Source organism: Clostridium sp. YIM B02506, assembly GCF_022324845.1.
Taxonomy (GTDB): Bacteria; Bacillota; Clostridia; order Clostridiales; family Clostridiaceae; genus Clostridium_T; species Clostridium_T intestinale.
Genome location: NZ_JAKGTG010000007.1, coordinates 17,616 through 43,384, shown reverse-complemented (window position 1 = coordinate 43,384; position 25,769 = coordinate 17,616). Strand labels below are relative to the sequence as shown.

Genomic DNA, 25,769 nt, shown 5'->3' with positions numbered 1-25,769 from the left:
ATAAAAAAAGAGGCCTAGGCCTCTTTTTTAGTTCTCTTTACTAGCTATTTCTTGAGTTATTCTGTTAACAAAAGATTCTAAAGATAGAGCACCTTCGTCTCCATTTTTTCTACTTCTAACAGAAACTTCTTTGTTTTCAGCTTCTTTTTCTCCAACTACTATTATATAAGGAGATCTTTCTAATCTTGCTTCTCTTATTTTATAACCTATTTTTTCTGCTCTATAGTCAACTTCAACTCTAACACCCTTGTTTAATAAAGTTTTGCTAACTTCTTCAGCATAGTCATTATACTTATCAGATATAGGAAGTATTTTAGCTTGAACTGGAGCTAGCCAAGTTGGTAGAGCACCAGCATACTTTTCTATAAGCATAGCTAGAGTTCTTTCATAACAACCTATAGAACTTCTGTGGATTATATAAGGAGTTTTCTTTTCTCCATCTTTATCAACATAAGTCATTTGGAATCTTTCAGCAATAGCAAAATCAATTTGAACTGTTATTATAGTATCTTCTTTACCATGAACATTCTTAAACTGAATATCTAGCTTAGGACCATAGAAGGCAGCTTCATCATCAGCTTCATAAAAATCAATATTTAGATGATTTAAAATATCTCTCATTAAGTTTTGAGTTTTTTCCCAAGCTTCAGGGTCATCTATATATTTTTCTTTATTTTTTGGATCCCATTTAGAGAATCTATAAGTTATATCATCTTGAATTCCTAAAGTTGTCATTACATATTTTATTAAATCTACAACTCCTTTAAATTCATCTTCTAATTGTTCAGGTGTAACTATTAAGTGACCGTCAGCTAAAGTAAATTGTCTAACTCTTATAAGTCCATGCATTTCACCAGAAGCTTCATTTCTAAATAAAGTAGAAGTTTCTGCATATCTTTTAGGTAGATCTCTATAGCTGTGTTGTTCAGCATTGTAGATTGTATATTGGAATGGGCAAGTCATAGGTCTTAACCCAAAAACCTCAACATCATTTTCCTCATCTCCTAAAACAAACATACCATCTTTATAATGATCCCAGTGACCAGATATTTTGTAAAGATCACTTTTTGCCATTAAAGGTGTTTTAGTTAATAAATAACCTCTTTTTTCTTCTTCATCTTCAATCCATCTTTGAAGAACTTGAATTATTTTAGCTCCTTTAGGCATTAATAGTGGAAGTCCTTGACCTACATTTTCATTAGTAGTGAATATTCCAAGCTCTCTGCCAAGTTTGTTATGATCTCTTCTTTTAGCTTCTTCCAAAGCCTCTAAGTGAGCATCTAACTCAGATTTCTTAGGGAAGGCAGTAGCATAAACTCTAGATAACATCTTGTTTTTTTCGTTTCCTCTCCAGTAAGCTCCAGCAGATCTGATTAATTTAACTGCTTTAACTGTCTTAGTGGATAAAAGATGAGGACCAGCACAAAGGTCTACAAATTCACCTTGCTTATAGAAAGATATAACCTCATCTTCAGGAAGATCGTTTATAAGTTCTATTTTATAAGGTTCATTTTTTTCTTCCATTAGTTTTAAAGCTTCTGCTCTTGGAAGTTCAAACTTTTCTATTTTTAAATCTTCTTTAGCTATTTTAGCTATTTCTTTTTCTATTTTGTCTAACTCATCTTGAGAAAAGTTTCCATCTTTATCGAAATCATAATAGAAACCATTTTCTATAGAAGGTCCTATAGCCAGTTTTGTGTCTGGATACAATCTTTTAACTGCTTGAGCTAACATATGAGAAGCAGTGTGTCTAAAAGCAGCTTTCCCTTCTTCGGAATCAAATGTGCATATACTTAATTCAACATCCTCATTAACTACATAACGTAAATCAACCACATTTCCATTAACAATACCACAACATGCAGCTCTAGCTAAACCTTCACTAATACTTTTAGCTATTTCATAGACTGATAAACCAGATTCAAGTTCTTTTATAGATCCATCTTTTAAAGTAATTTTAACCATTTTATTTTATATCTCCTTTCAAATTTAAATAACAAAAAAACTCCCGTCCCAATAAAAATAAAGGGACGAGAGTATTAATTCCCGCGGTTCCACCCTAAATTGCTAACTAATAGCCACTTAAGAAAATCGTAACGTGATTATAACGGACTTTATTAGAGTCACTCAGAGGTGGTTTTCAGCTGAACATATTTAAAGATACTCACACCAATGTATCTTCTCTCTGAAAATATAAAAAAGCTTACTCTTCTCATCATAGAATTTCAATATTGTTTTAGATAATTATAGTTTTAAAAATTTTGTATGTCAATAGATTAGAAAAATTAAAAGCAATCTTTTATAGATTGTCTCATATAATAAATCATATAATTGCTGGAGGAAGAAATATTGATTCTTTTAAGAGGGCTAGTAGCTGGTGTGTTTACAATAATACTTAGTTTTTTACTATCTAAGTATAGAGAGTTAGTTATATTATATATACCAAACTTCACTAAAAAGTATATATATGAAGATTTAGAAGAAAAGTATAGCAGCTATTTAATTGTATATTATTTAATGGCGTGGTTAATATATCTAGTGTTATTTTTGATAATAGTTAATTTTTTTGATTTGATTGGGTTAAATGCAGGTTTTGATATGATGAATACCATGGTTGTAAGGAAAGAATATTGGATATTTCCAGCGTTAATCTTTTCTCTACATCTCTCAAACATAATAGTTAAAAGACTTTTTAAAGCAATACTAGAAGAATCTTATGAAGAATTTATAATTTTTATGTTCTGTAAACAAAGATGTTTTACTTTAAAGGAAATGATAATAAGAATATATTTTAGCTCTAAGATATACAGGATTTACTCTAAAGTTATACTTACTGTATTATCCGTGTATATTTTTTTAGGTATGCTTTATTATTCTAATATAAATAACCAAGGTATCATTATTAATAATTACTTTTCAATATTAGAAAAAAAGTATAGTTATGATGATATAGGAATTATAGTTGAAGAGTATAGCTGGAAGGAGCATAAGTTTACTCTAGTGTTTAAAGATGGATCTATATGGAATAGTTCAGGAATACTAACAAGTTCTAAATCGGAAGATAATTATAAATTAATGAAAATTATAGAGGATAAAAGTGAAGTGAAAGCTATAGAATTGAAATAAATATTTTAATATTATATATAGATAGTATTAAAATCAATGTCGAAAAATAATTAATAGAAAATTGTTACAAATATATTGACGAAATATGGTGAAAAATATATAATTTAACTATACAAAAGATAATTAATAAATACTAAAGAATACATGTATAAAATACTATATTAAATTCAATAAAGAAACTAATGAAGGATCAAGATCGGTGGTTATTATATAAGATAATCACCGATTTATAATTTTTCCATTAAATTAGTAAATTTATTATTGATTTCTTGTTAAATACATGTATAATATTAAATGTAGAAGTTGCAGATGTGGCGGAATTGGCAGACGCACTAGACTTAGGATCTAGCGCCTACGGCGTGGGGGTTCGACTCCCTTCATCTGCACCAAATATGCGGAAGTGACTCAATGGTAGAGTGTCACCTTGCCAAGGTGAAAGTTGCGGGTTCGAATCCCGTCTTCCGCTCCAAAAAAAGAAACAGCTAAAGCTGTTTCTTTTTTTACGATAATTTTAATGCTAATTGAGCTAATTTCAAATCTTCTAACATTTCGTAGGTGTAAAAGTAATTGCCCATAAGATAGAATACAATATCCTCTTTTAGGTAACCTTCTTTATATAACTTTAAACTTTTAGTTAGTTTTTTAAAGGAGTTATTGGAGATGTTAAGAATATTTGATAACTCATAGACCGTATAATATTCTTTTGGTAATATATTTAAAAGCTTATTCTGTAACTCTAACTTATACTTAAGGTCTGTTTCCTCACATCTATGTGGACCATTTTTACCTCGATGATGCTCTTGACATAGATATTTATAATTTAGAGGGAAATCTAATCCACCTTCACTTCTGTGAACAATGTGATGAATATCAGCTTTTTTTCCACAAATCTCACAATAATACAATCAACTAACACCTTCCTATTCAAAATATTTTATTTACTAATATTATATGATATTGGGAGTAAAAGTTCAATCTATAGAAGTGAATATGAAAATATGAACATTAAAGATTGGATAGGATAAACTAAAAGTAATTGGAGAGCTTGAAATAGGGTAAATAATACTATATACTAAAGTTATAGATATATTAAAAATGAGGGTGATGAATTTGAGGATGCAATTTAATTCATTTGACTACTGGAAAGAACAGATAAACAAAAGCAGAACTATAAGAGGTCATGTATTTGTAGATGAACCTATAAATAAGAAAACTGTATATCTCCATAGCCTTATTTTTTGTAAAAATACTGGTATAGAGAATGTATGGGCACCATTTCCAAATGCTAAAGCATTATTAGGGTATATACAATATTCTTTTTTGCAAGAAGCTTTTTATAAGTGGATATACAGTAGGGAAGAAAAGATCAACTTTATTCCATACAATACAACCGAAGAAGTGATTAATAAAGCTGCTAGAGATAAAAAAATAACAAGTAAAGAAGAAAATAATATGAGAAGGCATTTAAATATGATAAAAAAATGCTGGGATTTAAGTGAAGATAGGATTCTTTTAGAACTTAGAAAATTCTCTATAGATTTTAATAAGACGTGGCTAGGGGACAATACTGAGTTCATATATTTAAAGACTTTTTCTAAAGCTGAGGACTTAGGATCTTTTGTATTAGAAACTGGGAAATTATTAAATACTGATAATAAAATTGAGGATAAAATAGGTATGGATGAAAACAATTTCATAAGAGTCTGTAAAACAGCATCTTCTATTAAAAAGAGTGGAGAAGAGCTTAAGGATATCCTAGCTAAAAAGCTTACTGAAATATTATAAAAAACTTGACATTTATTTTATGAGTAAATATAATAAACAATGTGAGTTGCGTCTTTAGCTCAGCTGGATAGAGCAACGCCCTTCTAAGGCGTGGGCCAGGGGTTCGAATCCCTTAAGACGCACCAGTTTTTTTGGGATGTCGCCAAGCGGTAAGGCACCGCACTTTGACTGCGGTATTCGTAGGTTCAAATCCTGCCATCCCAGCCAAAAAAACTTGACAAGATTATGCATAATATGTATAATAATTCTTGTGTTATTGCGGGTGTAGCTCAATGGTAGAGCCCTAGCCTTCCAAGCTAGTTACGTGGGTTCGATTCCCATCACCCGCTCCATTTTATGCACCATTAGCTCAGTTGGTAGAGCACCTGACTCTTAATCAGGGTGTCCCCGGTTCGAACCCGTGATGGTGCACCAGAAAAGAACTATGTTAACATAGTTCTTTTTTTGTTGTCTTAAATTATATCTATTTCATCCAATAATTGTTTCAATGATACTAATATGTTAAAATATACGTAATGCAATTCCAAAATGAACTTAAATAGGAGTGATATAATGTTTAGTCCAGAGGAAATACAATCTTTAAATGAATTAGAGTTCCTACTATATAACTACATAAGTAAAAATAAAGATAAAGTTATATATATGAGAATAAGAGATTTAGCTGATGAAGTTCATGTATCAACAACAACAATATTGAGATTTTGCAAAAAAATGAATTGTAATGGATTTGCAGAGTTTAAAGTTAAACTAAAGATGTTTATTGAGGAAGAAGAAGGCAAACTTTTAAATGATGATAAAAGTACTTTTATAGAATTTATGAATAGAGCAGCAACAAAGGATTTTGAGGACTCAATGAAAATGGCTTGTGATGCAATATACAAATCAAGTAATTTATTAATTATAGGAATAGGGAATTCAGGGGCTATTGCTACTTATGGTTCTCGTTATTTTGCATCTTTAAATAAATTTGCAGTATATATAGATGATCCATTTTATCCTGTAAGTGGAGAATACTTAGATAATGGGGTAACAATTGCTTTATCAGTATCAGGGGAAACTCCTACTATAATAAATCATGTAACAAGATTAAAGAAAAAAAATAGTACTATTATAAGTATAACAAATAGTAAAAGTTGTACTTTAGCTCAGATGTCTGATATAAACATATCTTATTATGTGCAATATGAAACTTATAAGTACTTTGATATAACAACTCAATTACCTGTAATGTATATATTAGAAACATTAGCAAAGCGTGTATTTAATTTAACTCAAAAGGATAAAAATAAGCAACTATAATAAAAAACAACTTGTTTTTTTAAGGTAACTTATTTTTAGGTAAAAAACTAGTTTTTTTAACCCTTAAAACCATTTACAAATGTTTTGGAAACGAATACTATAGTGGTGAGAGGGGGAGATCAGAATGATATATAGAAAGCTTGATGAATTTAGTCCCGATTTCTTATGGGGATCTGCGTCAGCAGCATATCAAGTAGAAGGAGCATGGAACGAAGATGGCAAAGGACCATCCGTATGGGATGAGTATGTTAGAATTCCCGGTACTACATATAAAGATACCAATGGAGATGTAGCAGTAGATCATTACCATAGATATAAAGAGGATGTTAAGCTTATGGCTGACATGGGATTAAAGGCTTATAGATTTTCGATAGCCTGGAGTCGTATATATCCTCAAGGTAATGGTGAGGTAAATGAAGAAGGTTTAAAATTTTATGATAATTTGATAAATGAATTAATACAATATAATATAGAACCTATCATAACTATTTACCATTGGGATTTACCACAAGGTTTGCAAGATCAATACGGAGGATGGGAATCAAGAAAAATAATTGATGATTTTAATGAATATTGTATAACTCTATATAAGAGATATGGGGATAGAGTTAAATATTGGGTAACATTAAATGAACAAAATGTTTTTATAACTCATGGATATGAGAAAGCTGTACATCCACCGAAAGTTACTGATAAGAAAAGAATGTATGAAGCAAACCATATTGCAAGCTTAGCGAATGCTAAAGCTATTCAATCTTTTAGAAAATATGTGCCAAATGGAAAGATTGGACCAAGTTTTGCATTTTCACCAATATATGCATTTAGCTCAAAACCAGAAGATGTACTAGCATTAGAAAATGTTGAGGAAATAAGTAATTATTGGTGGCTCGATGTGTATTGTTGGGGAGAATACCCTAAGATAGCATGGAAATATTTAAGTAAGTTAGGATTAGCGCCAACTATAGAAGCTGGAGATATAGAGTTATTAAAAGCAGGTAAACCAGATTTTATGGGAGTTAACTATTATAGAAGTGGAACAGTTGAAATGAATCCTTTAGAAGGTGGAGTTGAAGAAGCTGTTGCAAAGATGAATACTACTGGGAAAAAAGGTACTACTGCTGAAAGTGGCGTTCCTGGAGTGTTTAAAAGTAAAAACAATCCTTATCTAGAAGCTACAAATTGGGATTGGGAAATTGATCCTCAAGGACTAAGAATTGGAATGAGGAGATTGACAAATAGATACAAATTGCCTATACTTATAACTGAGAACGGTTTAGGTGAATTCGATACTCTTGAAAATGACAATGTAAACGATGACTATAGAATAGAGTATATAAAGAAACATATAGAAGCATGTCAAGAAGCTATAACTGATGGAGTTGAATTAATAGGATACTGCACATGGTCTTTCACAGACTTATTGAGTTGGTTAAATGGATACCAAAAGCGTTATGGTTTCGTGTATGTAGATAGAGATGAAAATGATGAAAAAGACCTAAGACGAATAAAGAAAAAGAGCTTTCATTGGTACAAGAATGTAATAAAAACAAATGGTCAGCAATTATAATTTATATATCGAAAGGGGTTTTTATTATGAAAAAAATCTTATTAGTATGTGCAGCAGGCATGTCAACAAGTCTTTTAGTTAATAAAATGAATAATGCTGCAAAAGAAAAGGGGGTGGAAGTAGAAATAACAGCTCTGCCAGTTTCAGAAGCAGATAAGCTTACTGATGAAGTGGACATAGTGCTTTTAGGACCACAAGTTCGTTTTCAAAAGCCACAAGTTGATGCTTTAGTTAAAGGCAGAATTCCTGTTGAAGTTATCGACATGAGACTTTATGGAACTATGAATGGAAAAGCTGTTTTAGAAAATGCATTATCAAAAATCTAAGAACTTATAATTGGGTAAATTATTTTAACTAATCTTAAAGATTAGAATGATGGAGGGGATCAAATTGAATAAACTTGAAGCTGTAATGGAAAGATTACTAGTTCCAATAGCTACTAAACTTAATGCGCAAAGACATGTATGTGCCGTACGTGATGCGTTCATATTAACTTTCCCGATTACTATGGCGGGAGCAATAATAGTATTATTAAACTTCGTTGTTTTGTCACCAGATGGATTTATAGCTAGCTTACTACATTTAGGTGATATATTCCCTAACTTAAGCTCAGCACAAGCAATATTCTCACCAGTTTTAAGAGGATCTAATGATATATTAGCTCTTATGATTGTTTTCCTAGTAGGAAGAAATGTTGCTTTAGCTCTTAAGGGAGATGATTTGTTAGCAGGACTAACTTCATTCTCAGTTTACTTTATAGTATATCAACCAGCTAAATCTTTTGAAGGTGTAGCAGGAAACTATATTTCAACTCAATATTTTAATGCACAAGGTTTATTCGTTGCATTAATAGTAGGACTTATTGTTGGTGAACTTGTAACTAAACTTGGTAAATCAGAAAAGTTACAAATCACAATGCCAGAGCAAGTGCCACCAGCAGTTGCAAGATCATTTAAGATATTAATTCCAATAATCATGGTAACAGTATTATTTGCTGTAATCAACTACTTAATTACTTTAGTATACGCTGATGGTCTTCATGCTTTAGTTTATAAAGTTATACAAGCACCATTAACTGGATTAAGTAACAGTGTTGTAACAGTTATAATCCTTGCAGTTGTATCTAACTTCTTATGGATATTAGGTATACATGGTCCAAACACAATTGCTGCAATCAGAGATACTATGTTTGCAGAAGCTAACAATGCTAACTTAGCATATGTTAATGCTCACGGTTCAGCATGGGGAGCACCTTACACAGCTACATGGGCACTAAATGATGCTTTTGCTAACTATGGTGGTTCAGGATGTACTTTAGGATTAATAATAGCTGTATTCTTAGTTTCTAAGAGAGCTGACTATAAAGATATAATCAAACTTTCAGTTGCTCCAGGATTATTTAATATAAACGAACCAATAGTATTTGGTCTTCCAGTTGTATTAAATCCAATGTTAATAATACCATTTATATTAGCACCAGTTGTTAATATACTTATAGGATATACATTTATATCACTTGGAATTATTCCTCCAATAGCTTATGGTGTGCCATGGACTACTCCAGGACCATTAATAGCATTCCTAGGCTCAGGTGCAAACTTTGGAGCATTACTAGTAGGTTTCTTATGTTTAGCTGCAGCAACAGTAGTATACTTACCATTTATAATGGCTGCTAATAAAACTGTAGGTGGATCTGAAGAAGCTACAATGTAATTATAAAAAATCTATCAGGGACTGCGTTAGCGTCCCTGGTTTTTATAATACAGATAATAATTTAACACCCAGTATTGACAATAAGTTTTAGTTAATACGCAGTAAAATAAAAATAAAGGGGACATATTGTATGGAAGAAATGGAGTTAATTGCATTTAATATCATTAGTAATGTGGGAATGTCTAAATCTTTAGCAATGGAAGCATTACGTGAAGTAAGAGGCGGAAGCTATGAAGTTGCAAAGGAAAAGTTAAAAGAAGCTGATACTTATATGGTAGAAGCTCACCATTCTCATGCTGATTTAATTCAAAAGGAAGCGTCAGGAGAGAAGGTTGAATTTTCTTTAATTTTGATGCATGCTGAAGATCAAATGCTTAGTGCAGAAACTATAAAAGAATTAGTTAGAGAAATGATAGAAATGTATGTTGATTTAAAAGGAAATAAATAATACTAGATTAAAAGCTGTGTATTTATAATGCACAGCTTTTAATCTAGTATTATTTTAGTTTATTTATTATAATACGATAATATAAAATAGAGGCTCTTTAATTCATTAATTTTAAAAGGTATAATAAGGTTTAGAAAGAGGGTTTGTATGTTTAATTTTGTTAAATTAAATTATAGAGAGTTAATTATTGCTTTAATTTTTACTATTACTTTTATATATTTAAAAACAAAGGCAATCAAACTTAAAAAAGATAATAATGAATTGCGATTAAAAGTTGAAAAACTTGAAAATAAAATTATATTAGACGAAAATGAATATAAAAAGTTAAATAGTGATAATAACGAGTTTATATCGCTAGTTTCCCATGAATTTAGAACTCCACTGACATCAATAATGGGATTTACTAAAATAATAAGAAAGAAATTCTCAAGACATGTAATTCCAGCTCTTGAAGATAAAAAATTAATGGAATCAAATGAAAAGTTAAGTTACCAAGTGGAACTTATTAAAGGAAATCTAGAAATAATAATATCAGAATCGGAAAGACTAGCATTAATGATAGAGAATATATTAGATACTACTAAAATAGATTTTGGAAATGAACTTGGAAAATGTGAAAAATTAAGTATAGAAACTATTATAAATAAGGTAATTCTTTCAACATATTCCTTAATAGGAGAAAGAGATATAGAAGTATTTGATTTAATTGAAGCTAATATACCTTACGTATATGGAGACGAACACAAGATAATGCAAATACTTATTAATTTATTAAGTAATGCATTCAAATTTACTAACGAAGGTGAAATTGTAATTTCTGCTAAAAAGCAAGATGAAGAGTTTATAATTATAGAAGTAAAGGATTCTGGGATAGGGATTCCAGAAAAATATCAAAATTTAATTTTTAATAAGTTTAAGCAGGTTGAAAGCAAGGATGGGGATAAACCTAAGGGGACAGGATTGGGACTCTATATAACTAAAAATTTAGTTGAACAACATGGGGGAACAATAGGCGTAAGAAATAATGAGACAAAAGGCTGCTGCTTTTTCTTTACATTACCAATAATAAAGGAGAAGAATTATGAAAACAAAAATATTGATAGTTGATGATGAAGCACCAATTAGAATGTTATTAGAACAAACCTTAGAAGAGATAGAAGAAGAGTTTGAACTTTATAGAGCGAAAGATGGAGAAGAGGGATTGAAAATAATAGTTCAAGAAAAACCAGATATAGTATTTCTAGATGTTATGATGCCAGGATTAACTGGATATGAGGTATTGGATAAAATTAGAGATAAGGCTGAATTAAAAGATATTAAAATAATACTTTTAACAGCGAAAGGAAGTACTGAAGAGATAAAGATGAGTAATAGATATAATATTTATTTATATATAACTAAGCCCTTTGATCCAGATTTCATACTTGAAAAAACTTTAGAGCTAATGCAATAAAAGCAGGAAAAGTCCTGCTTTATTATTTTACAATAAGAAGAGTTTTAAATTGTTCTAAGTTATAATTTCCATTTACATATTGTCTATCTATATGAATAGGATCGTTATTTTGATAAGTAATTCCTCCATCTAGATCAAATGCAACTTTATATCCAGCTGTTTTAACAGCCTTATCGGTATCTGTATTATATTTACTATAAGGATATGCAAAGGTTACTATATCTTTTCCAAGAAGATCCTCTAAAGCCTTTTTCGAGTCTTTTAAAATATTAAGCTGATCTTCATAGCTAAACTCATTTAAAGCTTGATGCTTTGTTGTGTGTGATGCAAAATCTATACCGTTACCATGCATCTCTAATATCTGATCTTTTGATAGATTAGAAGGATTATTAAAGGTATCAGTAATTACAAAAATAGTAGCATTTTGAGAATTTTCTTTTAGTATTGGATATGCCAAAGTATAGTTATCTCTATATCCATCATCAAATGTTATTAAAACAGATTTTTCAGGAATAGCTTTATGGGTAAGTATGTAGTCATTAAATTCATCTATAGTTAGTGTAAAATATCCATTATCTTTTAAATATTTCATCTGTTCTCTAAATTTTTCTTGAGAAACATACAAAGTATTTCCAGGAACATCACCTATTGTGTGGTAACATAGTACAGGAATTCCCTTAGGATTAATGAGTGTCTTTCCTTCAAATCTATCTACTACCTTAGGTTCTTCTACTGGTTTGTTATTAGTTTCATCAGAAGTAGAAGAGTCATCACTTGGAGTTTTGTTATCGTTTTTATTTGTTGATGAGCTTGTATAAGTACTGAAGTGCATAACTCCATATATTGTAACAGGAATAGCTAATATTAATAACGCTATTATGTATACTATGAGCAAATTCTTTTTTTTCATAAAAGTATGTCCTCCTAATTTGTATCTAAAAAGATTATAACATAAAAATATGAAGAAAAAATTAAATAGTATGAATAATAATCCACAAAATCTGTGGATTAATTGTGGAAAACTTGTTGATTATAGTGTTAATAATCTACAGAATTCTGCAAATACTAACCTATGAATATGTTAATAAGGAGGGCAATAAATGAAAAAAATATTGAATTTAACTCTATTATGTCTAATGATGAGTACTTCTAATATTGCTAGGGCTGTGGAAAAAAATGTGGATATGTCATTTCAATGTGAAAAAATAGTAATTGAGGAAAATAAGAAAGACATAAATATGGAGAGTATAAAAGGAGAAATAAAAACACCTACAATTACAGCTCCAAATAATAATTTTACTAAAGATATAAATCAAAAATTAAAAGAATGGAATGATAGTTGGTTAAAGGATTTAGAAGATTTAGCTCAAAAGTATGCACAAGACTCAAAGGAGGATAACATTCCATTTCGTCCTTTTGAGGTTGATAGTGTTTATTCTATACAAAATCAGAAATGTCCATATTTAAGTTTTTATATTGATTATTATCAATTCACAGGAGGTGCCCATGGCATCACTACTAGAAAAACCTATAATTATAACTTAAACGATAATAAGGAGTTGACATTAAAAGATTTATTCAAAGAAGGATATAATTACAAAGATATAATAAATAAAGAAATAGGTAATCAAATTCAGAAGAATAAAGAAAACTATTTTACAGATAAAAATGGTTTTAAAGGGATAAGCGATAATCAAGCATTTACTTTTAATGATAAAGAAATTACTATATACTTTCAGCAATATGAAATTGCTCCATATGTTACGGGTATACCAACCTTTAATATTCCTAAAAGCCTTTTAAAAGATGGATTGATTTAAAGTGATAACACAATGGATGTTTAAGAAGCATTCATTGTGTTATTATAATATTAGAATATCCTAATATTATAATGTCCTAATATTACAATGTTATAATATTAGGACAAGTTTGAGGTGATTAAGATTAAGCTTTTTAAGTATTGTCATTTAATTTTTAAAGTATTAATAGGTGTTTTTATTTTAGTTATCTATATAAATTTATCTATAGAAGATTATAATAAAAATATTACTTTATATTTACTGTTTTATATGTCTATTAATTTAATCTTTTATATAAATAGCAATAGGTTAATAAAACTAAGTTGTTTATTCTTAGATATAGCCTTGATTTTATATCTTGCCTTAAATATAAATTATATGTTTATTATTTTGCTTTCTCAGATAACAGGGGAATTATATGAAATAGATGATAAGTTAGATAAGGTAGGAACTCTTATTTTAGTAACAGTTGGATTTTTTATTGGAGTAGAATATGGAGCAATATATTATTTATTGTTAAGTATAACCTATCTATCTTCTAGGAGTATTTCTTTTTATTATGAAGAGAATAAAAAGCTTCTTCAAGAAATACAAGGTCATAAAAAAATATTAAATGAATATGGAAGAATAATAGAAAATTCTAAGGAATTTGAGAGACAAGCGATATATACATCTCTTTTAGAGGATAGAAATAAACTAGCTCAAGAGATGCATGATAAAGTTGGACATGTTATAGCAGGTAGTATAATGCAGCTTGAAGCTGCCAAACTTCTTATAAATTCAGATAGTGAAAAATCAAAAACGTTACTTGAGAGTTCTATTTCAGTATTAAGAAACGGGGTAGATGATATTAGGTTAACTTTAAGAGGACTAAAGCCTATAGAAGAAGAACTAGGAATAAATAGGTTGAAGTTTCAGGTCGAAAATTCGTTAAAAGAATCATCAATAAAAGGATATGTGAATATCAATGGAGACCTAGGGAAAATAAATTATACAAAATGGAAAGCAATAATAGAAAACACTAGAGAAGCTTTAACTAATAGTTTAAAGTATTCAAATTGCAGAGGTTTTTGGGTAAATATTAATGTTATGAATAAGATGATAAGAGTTGAGCTTAAAGATGATGGAAAGGGAGAAGAGAAAGTAGTAAAAGGTATGGGACTAAAAGGTATGGAACAAAGATGTGAAGATATAGGTGGAAAGCTTGTTATAAATGGAGATTATGGTTTTTCTGTTATAATGCTACTACCTGTTTAATGGAGGATGTATGATAAATATAGTTATAGTTGATGATGATGCTTTAATAAGGGAAAGCTTAAAAATAATCTTGTCTATGAAGGAAAATTTAAATATAATTGGAACTTTTGATAATGCACTAAAAGCTATGGATGAGTGTAAAAGGCAGCCAATAGATATTGTTCTATTAGATGTTAGAATGCCTATTATAAATGGGGTAGAGGCTACTAAGGAATTTGTAAAATTTAAAAATACAAAAGTTATAATCCTTACAACCTTTGATGAAGATGAATATGTTAGAGAAGGAATAAGAAATGGGGCTTCGGGATATCTATTAAAAAATACACCTCCAGAGGAAATTGTTGATGCTATAAACTTGGTTTATAGAGGGAACAATGTATATGGAAGAGAAATAATAGATAAACTCAAAGAATCGTTAGAAAATAAAACTTCCATAGATAAAACTTTATTTACAGAAAGAGAACTTCAGATAATGGAGCTTATTTCTGAGGGATTATCTAATAAGGAAATATCTAATAGGTTATTTATATCCGAAGGAACTGTAAAAAATTATATAAGTAGTATTTTAAGCAAGACTTCTTTAAATCATAGAACACAAATAGCTATTTATTATCTAAAAGGCAGAATGTAATATGACTAAAGTAATAAAATAATTATGACCTTCTCCACTAACAATGGAGGAGGATTTTTTTTATAATTATTTTAAAGTATTAAATAGGGAGAGATTAATATGAAGATATTATCAATAAATAATTTAGAAAAAAGATATGGTGATTTTACAGCAGTAGATAATATAACTTTGGAAGTTAATGAAGGAGAGATATTTGGATTTTTAGGACCTAATGGAGCTGGGAAAAGCACAACCATAAATATTGTAAGTGGATTAATAAAAAGTAGTGCTGGAGAAGTTAATATATTTAATAAACCCTTAAAAAAGTTTGAAAAAGAGATAAAAAAGAAGATTGGGGTAGTACCTCAAACTCTTGCCATATACAGTGAATTGTCAGCAGAAGAGAATATTAAGTTTTTTGCATCTATATATGGTGTAAAAGGTGAGGAACTAAAAAAGGCTGTAGAATATGCACTTGAGTTTACAGGACTGATTGAGCATAGAAAAACTAAGGCAAAGAATTTTTCTGGTGGAATGATGAGGAGATTAAATATTGCCTGCGGAATAGCTCATAAACCTAAGTTAGTAATAATGGATGAACCAACAGTAGGAATAGATCCACAATCCAGAAATCATATTTTAGAGTCAGTTAAGGAGCTTAACAGAAATGGATGTACTATAATCTATACCTCTCATTACATGGAGGAAGTAGAAAATATATGCGATAGGATCGCCATAATAGATAAAGGTAAAATAATTGCGGAAGGGACTAAAGAAGAACTGATATCTTTAATATCTGATATACAAAGTCTAGAGGTACAGGTTGGGGACATCTCTTTAATTAACGAAAAAGAATTAAAAGCTATAAAAGGTGTAAAAAATATAACTGTAAAAGAGGATATAGTTACCATTAACTCTCAAAGAGAGGTTACTAATCTTAATCTCATCATAGAATTTCTTACAGCTAAAAACATTAATATCAAAAATATAGGATATAAAGAAATAGACTTAGAAACAGTATTTTTAAATCTTACAGGAAGAACTTTAAGGGATTAGGAGGATAAATCTTATGAGAGAAATAGCAGCCATAATAAAATATGATATTTTAGCCAATAAATCTAGTAAATATGTTATTCAAATGATTATTTATCCTGTTATATTCACTTTAATTTTAGGATTTTTATTAAAAAGTGTATTTAGTTCAAGCTTTGATATGGAACATGTAAATATAGTTTATTTAAGTGATAAAAGTGAGCAAAGTAAACAAATTATAGATGTTTTCAAGAGTTTAGAAGATGAACTTGATATTAGTATTAGTGAAGAGGAAAATCAGGATGAAGCAAAAGAGCTAGTAAAAAGAAATACAGATACGGTATTTATCGAGCTCAAAGATAATATAAAGATATATAAAAATGATGGGGCTAGTATTTCTAGTGAAGTTGTTTATGGTGTTTTAAACACTATAGTAGATAAATTTAATGTAGCTTATTCTATAGGGAAAGTATCACCAGAAGGATTGAGTAAAATTAACTTTCAAGAAGTTCAAAAAGAATTTGCCAATTTTAAGCAGATAGAGTTAAAAAAAGAGATGACATCTTATGATTATTATGGAGTAGCAGAATTTACAATGATGATATTATATATATCAATGTTTTCATTTAACTTAATAAATGCACAGAGAAGAAATGGTACAGAAGGACGAGTTTTTATAGCAGGAGTATCTAAAATCCAATATATAATAGCAAGAACATTAAGTATGGCTATATTTAATTTCGTGATTATGACTATACCTTTCTTGATCTTGAAGTTTATAGTTGGAGTAGAATATGGAACAGATTATCTTACATTCATTGCAATTATGGGTACTTTAAATTTACTTTCATCAGCTATAGGAGTAGCAGTTGGATTTTTAGTTAAAGATGAAAATGTAGGAGATACAATATTGCAAGCTGCTGTAGTTCCAACTTTAAGTTTGCTTGGTGGAAGCTATGTGTATTTAGGCGAGGATATTAATTATATATTTGATTTATTTACAAAAATATCTCCATTAAGATGGGCTAATAGAGCAATGATAAATGTCATATATGCTGGTGATTATGGGAAAGTTGGAATATCTATAGCTATTAATTTAGGATTAACAATTTTATTGATATTGATTTCATATATAAAAATAAAAGGGGAGGAGAGAGTAGCATGAGTGAGTTTTATTATTTAGTTAGAAAAAATATAAAATTAATATTCAAATCGAAGTTTTCAATAATACAACTACTAGCACCTGTTGCAGTATCTCTTTTAATACTAAAATTATTTACAGGCATGGGAGGTAATTTAACCTACGGGGTAGTAGATAAAGATAGTAGTGTAAGTTCAAAGTTTTTAATAAGTAAGTTTGAAGTAAATAGATCTACAATAAAATACTATGACAATGAAGAGACATTAATAAAGGATATAACCAACAGAGATATAAGTGGGGGATTTTTAGTTCCTGAAGGATTTCAAGAAAGTATAATAAGTGGAAATATAAAAAATGTAGACATTTACATGGGAACAAATAATAATTTCAAAAAAAGTCTAGAGGCTAATATAAATGATACAGTAACTACATTAGAGCAGATTTCTACAGGAGCCTTAAATAATAAAGACAACTATATAAAAATAATAGAAGAAACAAAAAATAAAACTATAAAGGTTGAAGAAGCTAGATTAGATGATAAATCTTCAGTGTATCAGGTTACTCAGATGTCTATAGGACTTTTAATATTTTTTATGATGCTTAGGGCAAACTCCACATCTTATATTATGTTAGAAGAAAAGAGGAGCAATTGCTACAGTAGAATATTTGCATCACCAATTACACCTATTAAGTTTATCAGTGCAAATGTAGTAGCTAATCTTTTAGTATTGGTTATGCAGGCAGTAGTAACCTTGCTTTCTATGAAATGGATATTAAAACTTGAAACGGATATTCCTTTTGGTGTATTATTATTTTTCCTAGTTTTGATAGCTTTTGTAGCAGTTGCATTTAGCACAATGGTAATGGTGAGTTCTAAGGATTTTTCTACAGCATCTATAGTAAGTAACTTATTTATAAACATAAGTTGTATGGCCAGCGGATGTTATTTCCCTATAGAATTTATTCCTGAAAATATTAGGAAGATATCCTTTCTATTTCCTCAAACTTGGGTACTAGATATTTTTAGAAAATATCAAACCTCAAGTGTGACCATAGATAAATTATATATTAATATAATAACTCTTATAGCCTTTGCTGTGACACTGCTATTGATAGCTTCATTTAGAATGAAGTTTTCGAATAAAGAAATGACAGCACTTAATGATTAAGAAGCTAAAAGGCAATAGATAAGAGTGAATAGTTTAGGTGAAAACTCAGTATAGCTGAGTTTTTTCTATTGTTGTGAAGAATCAGTAATATTAAAAGAGATTTAATGAAGTTTAGGCAGGCTTTAAAATGCCAAAAGTGCATAGAAACAGCGGAGCAGTAAAAAAGTGAAACATAGGAGCATAGGAAAATAGGAAAAGTAGAAAAGTGGAGCATAGGAATAGTGCAGAATAACAACAGCGAAACAGTGGTATGATAGAGTGAAAGAAAGATATAAATAAAAAAGAAAGGAATATTATTCCTTCCTTAAAATATTTAAAAGATTTAAGCCCTCATTTTAGGAGCTATACCATTGGCTCTAAAGCCTGGACCATCAGAAATTTTACGACCTAGTTTAATTACTTTTCCAGTTATGCATCCTCTACAGTGAGCTGGGGTATCACTGATACATATCTTGCCAGGATATAGTGCATATAGAGCTCTATATTCTCCTTCTGTGATATTAGGCATTACAACATTTGCTCCACACTGAAGAGCAATAACTCTTCCATTTTTATTAAGTGTTTCCATTGCAGTAGTTGCTGGAATATTTATATCAGGAAGAACTAATCTTACTAAGGCCATCATTTTTAAGGCTAAGTCAAAGTCACCACCATCGGCATCTTTTAAAGGCGTGTCCTCATTAGGTATAAATGGTCCTATTCCTAGCATATCTGCATCTAAATCTTTAAAAAATAGGATATCATCTGCCAAAGATTCAATAGTTTGTCCAGGAAGTCCTAGTAAGGCACCAGATCCAACTTCATAACCTAGATCTCTTAAATCTTTAAGACATCTTTTTCTTTCTTCATGACTCATACCAGGGTCCATATCTTCATAAAGTTTTTTATCAGTTGTTTCGATTCTTATAAGATATCTATCAGCACCAGCTTCCTTAAAGGCTTTATATTCCTCAAAGCTTCTTTCACCTATACTTAAGGTTATAGCAACTCCCAAAGCTTTTATATCTTTAATTATTTTAGTAATTCTTTCAACAGTGAAGTAATCATCTTCTCCGCCTTGAAGGACTATAGTTTTATAACCATAGCTTACAGCCTTTTTAGCAAAATCCATTATTTCTTCATAACTTAATCTATATCTTTTTATATTTTTATTGTCCCTTCTAAGACCGCAGTATAGACAATTTCTTTTGCATATGTTCGTAAATTCTAAAAGGCCTCTAAGGTGAACAAAATCACCAAGATATTTTTGACGTGTTTCATCAGCTGCTTTAAATAAAGCTTCATTTATTGAGCCATCTTTTAAGATAGAAATTAATTCATCTTTAGTAAGCTCATGAGTTTCTTTAGCTTTTTCTATAAGCTCTAAATTATAAATATGTTCATTTGATAAATCAATATTTTGCATAATTCCTCCTACTGGAAAAATATTAGTTAAATTAATAACTAAAGAAATTATACTATATTAGATAAAAATATACACACTTTATAGTAAGTTTTATTTAAAAAAATTAATTATGCTGTTGATTTTCTGCAATTCATATTTTACAGTGCTATCTTGTTTAGATAACATGTTCTTTTTGTTTTCAATTTTAATTTCATAATCAGAAATTAAAGATTTAAGTTTGGATATTTCCATATTATACTCATCTATTTTGCTGTTGACAGTATGATGGAATTTTTCTGTAAAGTCGTTTAATGTGTTTAATCTAATTTCGCCATCTTTTATAAGATCAGTAAAATTAGATTTAGCAGCAGTTAATATATTCATTACTGATTCTTTTCTTATATCATGTGGTAAACTTTCAGGAATAGCATTTATAAATTGTCCAAGCATAAATATAGTATTTGTTTTATTAGAGTCTATTCCAAATAATGAATATATTTCTAAGATGTCTAGACTTTTATCTATTGTACTACTTTCAAAGTTATTTTTAGGAGGAGTGGGGTCGGTAAATACTTCAGCTTCTTGGTGTTTAGAAACAGAGACTTTTGAATCTTCTTTTGGAGAAGTTTCTTTTTTTATAATGTTTTTATTAGTAGAATCGTTATTTGATACTTCCTGCTGAACTTTTTCTACAACATTGAGCTTTTCTAATACAGAAATAAGTTTAGACATACTAAATTCCCCTTTTACATCAATAAATTTTGTTTTATGGTAAATTTATCGTAATGTTTTATATAATCTTAATTATATCTAGAATGAATTTAATTATAAATTTAATAAAATTTAAATAAATTCTATAAAATATATAAAGTTCATAGCAAGCACATAAAATATGGAAATATCATAAAATGTTATATAGCAATTTATGGAGTGAAGGCATTGTTATATTCACTAATATTAGCCGGAGGAAAAGGAACAAGGCTTTATCCACTTTCAAGAGGGAGTAATCCAAAACAATTCTTAAAGTTAACTAATAATAAAAGCTTTTTGTTAAATACTGTGGATAGGATATCACCTATTGTAGATAAAGAGAATATTTATATCGTTACAAATAAAGAATATAGAGAAAAAGTTATAGAGGAATTAAATGATATCAAGGAAGACAATATATTCACAGAACCAGAGAATAAGGAAACTGCAACTTGTATAGGGCTGTCTGCAATTAAACTCCTTAAAAAAGATAAAGATGCAGTAATGATAGTTCTTCCATCGGACCATTATATAGGGGATGAGAAGAGTTATTTAGAGACTTTAAAACAAGCTGTTGAAATAGCAGAAAGAAGAAGAGGGATAATAACTCTAGGAATATCTCCCACAAGACCAGAAACTGGCTATGGGTATATAGAAATGGGAGAAAGAATTATAGGAAACTTTGCAAGTTATAGGGTTGCAAGATTTACAGAAAAACCAAATGTAGAAGTTGCTAAGGATTTTTTATTAAAAGGAACTTATTTATGGAACTCCGGTATGTTTATCTTTAGAGCAGATACTATATTGAGAGAAATAGAAAAATATTTACCTAAAATGTATAAGTCATTAATGGAGATTTATAAAAATATAGGTGAAGAAAATGAAGAAGACGTAATTACCGAGCAATATAGGCTTATTGACGGAATATCTATAGATTTTGGAGTAATGCAAAAGACTAGAAAAGCCTATGTTATAAAGGGAGATTTTTTTTGGGACGATATAGGCAGTTTTGGTGCACTTAGCAGATTTTTAAATAAAAATGGTGGTAATGCTGTAAGTCATGGTGTATTTCTAGAAGAATGTGAAAACTGCTCTGTTTTTGGAAATGAAAATAAACTTATAATAGGTTTTGGTATCAAGGATTTAGTAGTAGTAGATGCTGGAGATGTACTTCTAGTAATGGATAAAAACAGAGATCAAGAAATAAAGCATTTATTGAATACAATTGGTAAAGAAGATAATTTAAAGGATTATTTATAATTTGGTTGTGGATTTTATATCCACAACCTTTTATGTTAAAATAAAGAAAATGACATAGAAAGGGAGATTATAAATGGTTAAGGTAGTTGCTAAAAGTAAAGTTAAAACAAATGAGTTAGAAAAATATAAGGAATTAGTTAAGTTTTTAATTGATGAAACAAGAAAGGAAGATGGTTGCATATCCTATGATTTATTTCAAGATATAAATGACCCTAGTACGTTGACTTTTATAGAAGAATGGAAAGATGAAGAAGCATTAAAAAGACATATGGAGTCAAAACATTTTGTTAAATACGTTCCTATGCTTGGACAATTCCGTGAGGAAGAGGGAGACATTAATATATATAAACAAATTTTATAATTTTAATATTTAAGCTGTATAAACTAATTAAAGTTCTATACAGCTTATTTTATAAAAAAGTTAACTATTTATACTATCTTTATATTTTGTTGGGGTTAAACCAGTGTATTTCTTAAAGGTCTTAGAAAAATGTTTTTCATTGCTATATCCTACAAGTGTTGCGATTTCATAATTTTTTAATGTCTTATCTTTTAAGAATTCTTTTGATTTTTCTATACGATATTTATTAACAAATTCTAAGAAGTTTATTCCTATTTCTTGCTTAAATAGTTGGCTTAAGTAGCCTGGGGTTATATATATTTGTTTTGATATGCTCTCTAAAGATATATCTTTATTATAATTTTGTGTAATGTAATTAACAGCTATTTTAACTAAAGAGTTGTGCTTTTCTATATCATTAATTTTATAGAATATACTATTTAATATAAGTCTAATCTGGTCTTTAATTTCTGAAAGGGTTGAACACTGGAGTATTTTATCAAAGGCAGAAAGTTCTCTATTAGAAGATGAATTTATATCAATATCACTCTCTATGCAAAATTTATAAACACTTCCTAATAAAGAAAGAGTTGCACTTTTCATATGACTTTTAGAAGGAGTTCCATTTGAGAATAGATAAGTGTAAAATCTCTCTATACTTTCTTTAAGTGAACTTTCATCTAAGATCCTTAGTGAGTTTATTATTTCTAATTCTTCATTTACAGGATAGGAGTTAGGTTTATAATCAATGATATTAATATCATCTGGAGTAATTAATCTGTCATCTCCTAAAAAGAATTTAGAGCCAATTGCAATATTTGCTGAGCTATAAGATTCATTAATATTAGTAAGTGAGTCTACTAAGCTACCGACAGCAATTGTAACTGAAAATCCTAAGCTTAATTTTATAGAATTTTTTATATTAATTAATACCTCTAATAGGTAGCTATTAAAATCCTCTTTTTTATCCAATGAAATCACAAGTATTATATCATCTTCATCTTCTAATACTTCATAAAAATTCAACTCATTCATACAGAGCTTTATAAAATTTTTTATTGAGATTTTTATATTATAAATATCAACATCGCTATAAAGTTCATGGAGGACTGTAGAGTAATCTAGTGTTATTATATTTACAACTAAATTACTGTTTCTAAGATTTATATTAAAAGATTCAAATTTATTTAATATATCGTAGCTATCTCCAATAGGGTTTTTAAGTATTGTTTTTAAAAAGTTTTCTTTAATAGTAGGTAGATTTTCATTAAATTCTATTTGATATTTTTTTAGTAGATCTTCTTTTATATTTTCCTTTTCTATAACCTTTATGATATCTAAAACAGACTCTAATATGTCTTTAGGCCTACAGGGTTTTAATAAATAATTGGAAGCGTTTAATTCTATAGCTTTCTTAGCATAAGAAAAATCATCATAGCCACTTAGTATTATACATTTAGACTTTAATTTATGTGAAGTTATATTTTGGAGAAGCTCAAGACCATTCATTTTAGGCATTCTTATATCCATTATTATTATATCTGGATTAAGTAAAAGTATTTTTTCTAAAGCTGTAATTCCGTTATCTGCTTCACCACAAATTTCTATATCATAAGAAGTCCAATCGATTGATGATCTAATACCTTCAATTAAATCAATTTCATCATCAACTAAAAATAATTTGTACATATTAAGAGTACCTCCATAAACAATTAGTTAGTATCAATTTTGTGAGGGGATATTGGAATCGATAATTTTACTTTTGTACCCTCATTTATACAACTTACTATATTTAATTTATAATCGTCGTTGTAGTAAAGAGATAGGCGCTGATTTACGTTACCTATTGCATATCCTTTTTGGAAGTTAGGGATATTTCTATCCTGATTTATAGAAGAATTTATTAATGTGTTAATAGTTTTTTCATCTATTCCTTTGCCGTTGTCCTCAATTGTAAAATCTAAGTAGTTATTTGATAAGCATCCAGCTATCTTAATTATACTGAGATCATTATCAGTTTCGGTACCATGAATTATAGAATTTTCTACAAATGGCTGAATAATTAACTTTGGTATAAGGTAGTTTGATATGTCATCACTTATATCTATATCATAGATTAATTTACCTCTATATCTTTTACTTTGAAGTAGTAAATAGTGTTCTATAAAATCTTTTTCAGATTTTACAGGTATAAACTCATTTCCTTTACTTAGAGTAATTCTAAAAAGATGAGAAAGAGCATAAATCATGTCACTTATTTCTTGCTGGTTACTTTTTTCTGCCTTCCAAAAAATCATATCTAAGGTGTTATAAAGAAAATGTGGATTTATTTGTGCCTGGAGAGCTTTAAGCTCGGCCTCTTTTTCTTTTAATTGAAGTTTGTACACTTTATCTATAAGAGTCTTTATATTGTCTATCATGTCATTATATTCGTATACCAACATTCCAAGTTCATCAGTATATTTAAAGTTTACTTTTTCTCTAAAGTTACCTTCTTTAGCTTTTTTCATAGAAGAAAGCAGCTGATTAATGGGTTGTGTAACTTTTGAAGAAAGGAAAATTGATATTAAAAATGACATTACGAAGCAGCTAATAATTACAGCTAAAGTTATAAACATTATAGATCTTAAGTTATGAAACAAGGTACTTTCTCTTGTCATAGATACAATAGTCCAATCGCTTTTAGAAACTTTACTAAATGTTGTTAAATATTTTTCTCCATTTATCCAGATTGTGTTGTAGCTTTTTTTATCGTGTATATAAGGAATTATTGATTGTATATTTTCACCATTATGAAGTATATTCTCTGCATCACTTTGAGTAATTATTTTATTATAATTATCAAGCAAAAAAATACCACTATTTTTTGTATTAAAATCAGTGGAGTAAAGATTTTGTATAAATGAAGTGTTTATACAAATCAACATAAGTCCAGATTCTTCTAAGGTGTTAGTATCTATAATTGAACGAACCATAGCTATTTTAGGATTTTTATTATCAGCTATAAAAACATTGTTTTCATCATCTAAATTAATCCATAATGGAGAACCTTTAAGTTCTTTTATCTTTGAATATATTGCACTTTCTTTTATTTTTTCATAAGAGTAAGCACCATTGCTACCATCTTTACTTAGATAATATTTAGATCCTTCATTTCCATATATAGACATAAAACTTATATAATCTTTAGATGCTAATAGGATATTTAGTGGTTCAAGACCGTATTTAGTAAAGTTCTGATATTCTATGGATGAATCTTTGGAGTTAGTAAAAGATTGAACCAATGGGTTTAAGCATATAAAAGTCGATAAATCGATTACATCTTGCTGTAAAAAATTGATGCTACTACTGATTTGCTTAATATCTTTAACATTTATGGAGGTAACTTCATCTTTAAGCGACTTTGAAGAAATCATATATGAGTATAAACCAAGTATTGTAGATATAAATATGATTATAGCAATAAAGAAAATCAAGATCTTATTTTTTATGCTTAAATTCATATACTTCACATTAAGTTTATGGTATAAAGGTGAGTAATTTTGCATATGTCTACCTCCAAATAGTAGGATATCTTTATTCTACATTAAAAGAAATATTATTTCAATTTGCTTAAAGCCACTATTAGAAACATCT

The 25,769-nt window shown here is 28.9% G+C and carries 24 protein-coding genes, 6 tRNA genes and 1 other annotated feature; of the genes, 23 read left to right on the top strand and 7 right to left on the bottom strand.

The genetic code is table 11. The features are described 5' to 3' along the window. Positions 1-27: 27 nt before the first annotated feature. Positions 28-1,965 (bottom strand): threonine--tRNA ligase, encoded by a 1,938-nt coding sequence (gene thrS, locus L1S49_RS07650; RefSeq protein WP_073021489.1) that lies wholly within the window; start codon positions 1,963-1,965, stop codon positions 28-30. A gap of 58 nt (positions 1,966-2,023) precedes the next feature. Next, positions 2,024-2,228: a binding site (T-box leader), on the bottom strand. Positions 2,229-2,349: 121 nt separating this feature from the next. On the opposite strand from thrS, the gene L1S49_RS07645 reads away from it, so the two are divergent. The 3 genes from L1S49_RS07645 (at position 2,350) to L1S49_RS07635 (ending at position 3,595) form a co-directional block, all read left to right on the top strand. Continuing rightward, a complete protein-coding gene (locus tag L1S49_RS07645) occupies positions 2,350-3,126 on the top strand; it encodes a hypothetical protein (protein ID WP_238903354.1) in 777 nt (258 codons plus the stop codon). A 305-nt stretch (positions 3,127-3,431) separates the two neighbouring features. Next, positions 3,432-3,515: transfer RNA gene (locus L1S49_RS07640), tRNA-Leu, on the top strand. A gap of 5 nt (positions 3,516-3,520) precedes the next feature. Further along, positions 3,521-3,595, top strand: a tRNA-Gly gene (locus tag L1S49_RS07635). Between the two features lie 31 nt (positions 3,596-3,626). Here L1S49_RS07635 and L1S49_RS07630 read toward each other — a convergent pair. Next, the gene (locus L1S49_RS07630) at positions 3,627-4,031 is read right to left on the bottom strand and encodes an HNH endonuclease signature motif containing protein (protein WP_238903353.1); all 405 of its coding nucleotides are present in this window, start codon (positions 4,029-4,031) and stop codon (positions 3,627-3,629) included. Between the two features lie 211 nt (positions 4,032-4,242). Here L1S49_RS07630 and L1S49_RS07625 point away from each other — a divergent pair, with 211 nt between their 5' ends. The 12 genes from L1S49_RS07625 (at position 4,243) to L1S49_RS07570 (ending at position 11,391) form a co-directional block, all read left to right on the top strand. Continuing rightward, a complete protein-coding gene (locus L1S49_RS07625; RefSeq protein ID WP_238903352.1) occupies positions 4,243-4,911 on the top strand; it encodes a hypothetical protein in 669 nt (222 codons plus the stop codon). Positions 4,912-4,959: 48 nt separating this feature from the next. Continuing rightward, positions 4,960-5,036: transfer RNA gene (locus L1S49_RS07620), tRNA-Arg, on the top strand. 7 nt (positions 5,037-5,043) lie between these two features. Then, a tRNA-Gln gene (locus tag L1S49_RS07615) sits at positions 5,044-5,118 on the top strand. A gap of 51 nt (positions 5,119-5,169) precedes the next feature. Further along, positions 5,170-5,243: transfer RNA gene (locus L1S49_RS07610), tRNA-Gly, on the top strand. Positions 5,244-5,249: 6 nt separating this feature from the next. Next, a tRNA-Lys gene (locus tag L1S49_RS07605) sits at positions 5,250-5,325 on the top strand. A 138-nt stretch (positions 5,326-5,463) separates the two neighbouring features. Next, positions 5,464-6,210 carry a MurR/RpiR family transcriptional regulator gene (locus L1S49_RS07600; protein WP_073021498.1) on the top strand — a complete coding sequence of 249 codons (747 nt, stop codon included), beginning with the start codon at positions 5,464-5,466 and terminating at the stop codon, positions 6,208-6,210. Between the two features lie 124 nt (positions 6,211-6,334). Beyond that, the gene (locus tag L1S49_RS07595; RefSeq protein ID WP_238903351.1) at positions 6,335-7,777 is read left to right on the top strand and encodes a glycoside hydrolase family 1 protein; all 1,443 of its coding nucleotides are present in this window, start codon (positions 6,335-6,337) and stop codon (positions 7,775-7,777) included. A 26-nt stretch (positions 7,778-7,803) separates the two neighbouring features. After that, a complete protein-coding gene (locus tag L1S49_RS07590; RefSeq protein ID WP_021800291.1) occupies positions 7,804-8,103 on the top strand; it encodes a PTS sugar transporter subunit IIB in 300 nt (99 codons plus the stop codon). Between the two features lie 64 nt (positions 8,104-8,167). Beyond that, on the top strand, positions 8,168-9,490 hold the full coding sequence (locus L1S49_RS07585) for a PTS transporter subunit EIIC (protein ID WP_238903350.1): 1,323 nt from the start codon (positions 8,168-8,170) through the stop codon (positions 9,488-9,490). Between the two features lie 130 nt (positions 9,491-9,620). Further along, a complete protein-coding gene (locus L1S49_RS07580; protein ID WP_021800293.1) occupies positions 9,621-9,938 on the top strand; it encodes a PTS lactose/cellobiose transporter subunit IIA in 318 nt (105 codons plus the stop codon). A 147-nt stretch (positions 9,939-10,085) separates the two neighbouring features. Further along, complete coding sequence (locus L1S49_RS07575; protein WP_073021507.1) at positions 10,086-11,045, top strand: HAMP domain-containing sensor histidine kinase; 960 nt, start codon at positions 10,086-10,088, stop codon at positions 11,043-11,045. Next, a complete protein-coding gene (locus tag L1S49_RS07570; RefSeq protein WP_238903349.1) occupies positions 11,020-11,391 on the top strand; it encodes a response regulator in 372 nt (123 codons plus the stop codon). The genes L1S49_RS07575 and L1S49_RS07570 overlap by 26 nt, the downstream gene beginning before the upstream one ends. A gap of 22 nt (positions 11,392-11,413) precedes the next feature. On the opposite strand, the gene L1S49_RS07565 is transcribed toward L1S49_RS07570, so the two are convergent. After that, a complete protein-coding gene (locus L1S49_RS07565) occupies positions 11,414-12,301 on the bottom strand; it encodes a polysaccharide deacetylase family protein (RefSeq protein WP_238903348.1) in 888 nt (295 codons plus the stop codon). 190 nt (positions 12,302-12,491) lie between these two features. On the opposite strand from L1S49_RS07565, the gene L1S49_RS07560 reads away from it, so the two are divergent. The 6 genes from L1S49_RS07560 (at position 12,492) to L1S49_RS07535 (ending at position 18,399) form a co-directional block, all read left to right on the top strand. After that, on the top strand, positions 12,492-13,211 hold the full coding sequence (locus L1S49_RS07560; protein ID WP_238903347.1) for a DUF3298 and DUF4163 domain-containing protein: 720 nt from the start codon (positions 12,492-12,494) through the stop codon (positions 13,209-13,211). A 357-nt stretch (positions 13,212-13,568) separates the two neighbouring features. Next, on the top strand, positions 13,569-14,447 hold the full coding sequence (locus L1S49_RS07555) for a histidine kinase (protein ID WP_238903346.1): 879 nt from the start codon (positions 13,569-13,571) through the stop codon (positions 14,445-14,447). Positions 14,448-14,457: 10 nt separating this feature from the next. Further along, a complete protein-coding gene (locus L1S49_RS07550) occupies positions 14,458-15,078 on the top strand; it encodes a response regulator transcription factor (protein ID WP_238903345.1) in 621 nt (206 codons plus the stop codon). A 99-nt stretch (positions 15,079-15,177) separates the two neighbouring features. Further along, on the top strand, positions 15,178-16,113 hold the full coding sequence (locus L1S49_RS07545) for an ABC transporter ATP-binding protein (protein WP_073021521.1): 936 nt from the start codon (positions 15,178-15,180) through the stop codon (positions 16,111-16,113). A gap of 13 nt (positions 16,114-16,126) precedes the next feature. Beyond that, positions 16,127-17,254: an ABC transporter permease gene (locus tag L1S49_RS07540; protein WP_238903344.1), complete on the top strand. Its 1,128-nt coding sequence runs from the start codon at positions 16,127-16,129 to the stop codon at positions 17,252-17,254. Then, a complete protein-coding gene (locus tag L1S49_RS07535; protein WP_238903343.1) occupies positions 17,251-18,399 on the top strand; it encodes an ABC transporter permease in 1,149 nt (382 codons plus the stop codon). The genes L1S49_RS07540 and L1S49_RS07535 overlap by 4 nt, the downstream gene beginning before the upstream one ends. Before the next feature lie 322 nt (positions 18,400-18,721). On the opposite strand, the gene hydE is transcribed toward L1S49_RS07535, so the two are convergent. Beyond that, the gene (gene hydE, locus L1S49_RS07530) at positions 18,722-19,804 is read right to left on the bottom strand and encodes a [FeFe] hydrogenase H-cluster radical SAM maturase HydE (protein ID WP_238903342.1); all 1,083 of its coding nucleotides are present in this window, start codon (positions 19,802-19,804) and stop codon (positions 18,722-18,724) included. A gap of 90 nt (positions 19,805-19,894) precedes the next feature. Beyond that, positions 19,895-20,515: a hypothetical protein gene (locus L1S49_RS07525; protein WP_238903341.1), complete on the bottom strand. Its 621-nt coding sequence runs from the start codon at positions 20,513-20,515 to the stop codon at positions 19,895-19,897. A 207-nt stretch (positions 20,516-20,722) separates the two neighbouring features. Between L1S49_RS07525 and L1S49_RS07520 the strand changes: the two genes are divergently transcribed. Next, the gene (locus tag L1S49_RS07520) at positions 20,723-21,793 is read left to right on the top strand and encodes a mannose-1-phosphate guanylyltransferase (RefSeq protein WP_073021533.1); all 1,071 of its coding nucleotides are present in this window, start codon (positions 20,723-20,725) and stop codon (positions 21,791-21,793) included. A 73-nt stretch (positions 21,794-21,866) separates the two neighbouring features. Continuing rightward, positions 21,867-22,154 (top strand): putative quinol monooxygenase, encoded by a 288-nt coding sequence (locus L1S49_RS07515; RefSeq protein WP_238903340.1) that lies wholly within the window; start codon positions 21,867-21,869, stop codon positions 22,152-22,154. Positions 22,155-22,214: 60 nt separating this feature from the next. Here L1S49_RS07515 and L1S49_RS07510 read toward each other — a convergent pair whose 3' ends face one another. Both L1S49_RS07510 and L1S49_RS07505 read right to left on the bottom strand, forming a co-directional pair. Continuing rightward, positions 22,215-23,822 (bottom strand): response regulator, encoded by a 1,608-nt coding sequence (locus L1S49_RS07510; RefSeq protein ID WP_238903339.1) that lies wholly within the window; start codon positions 23,820-23,822, stop codon positions 22,215-22,217. A 23-nt stretch (positions 23,823-23,845) separates the two neighbouring features. Beyond that, on the bottom strand, positions 23,846-25,681 hold the full coding sequence (locus L1S49_RS07505; RefSeq protein WP_238903338.1) for a sensor histidine kinase: 1,836 nt from the start codon (positions 25,679-25,681) through the stop codon (positions 23,846-23,848). Between the last annotated feature and the right edge of the window lie 88 nt (positions 25,682-25,769).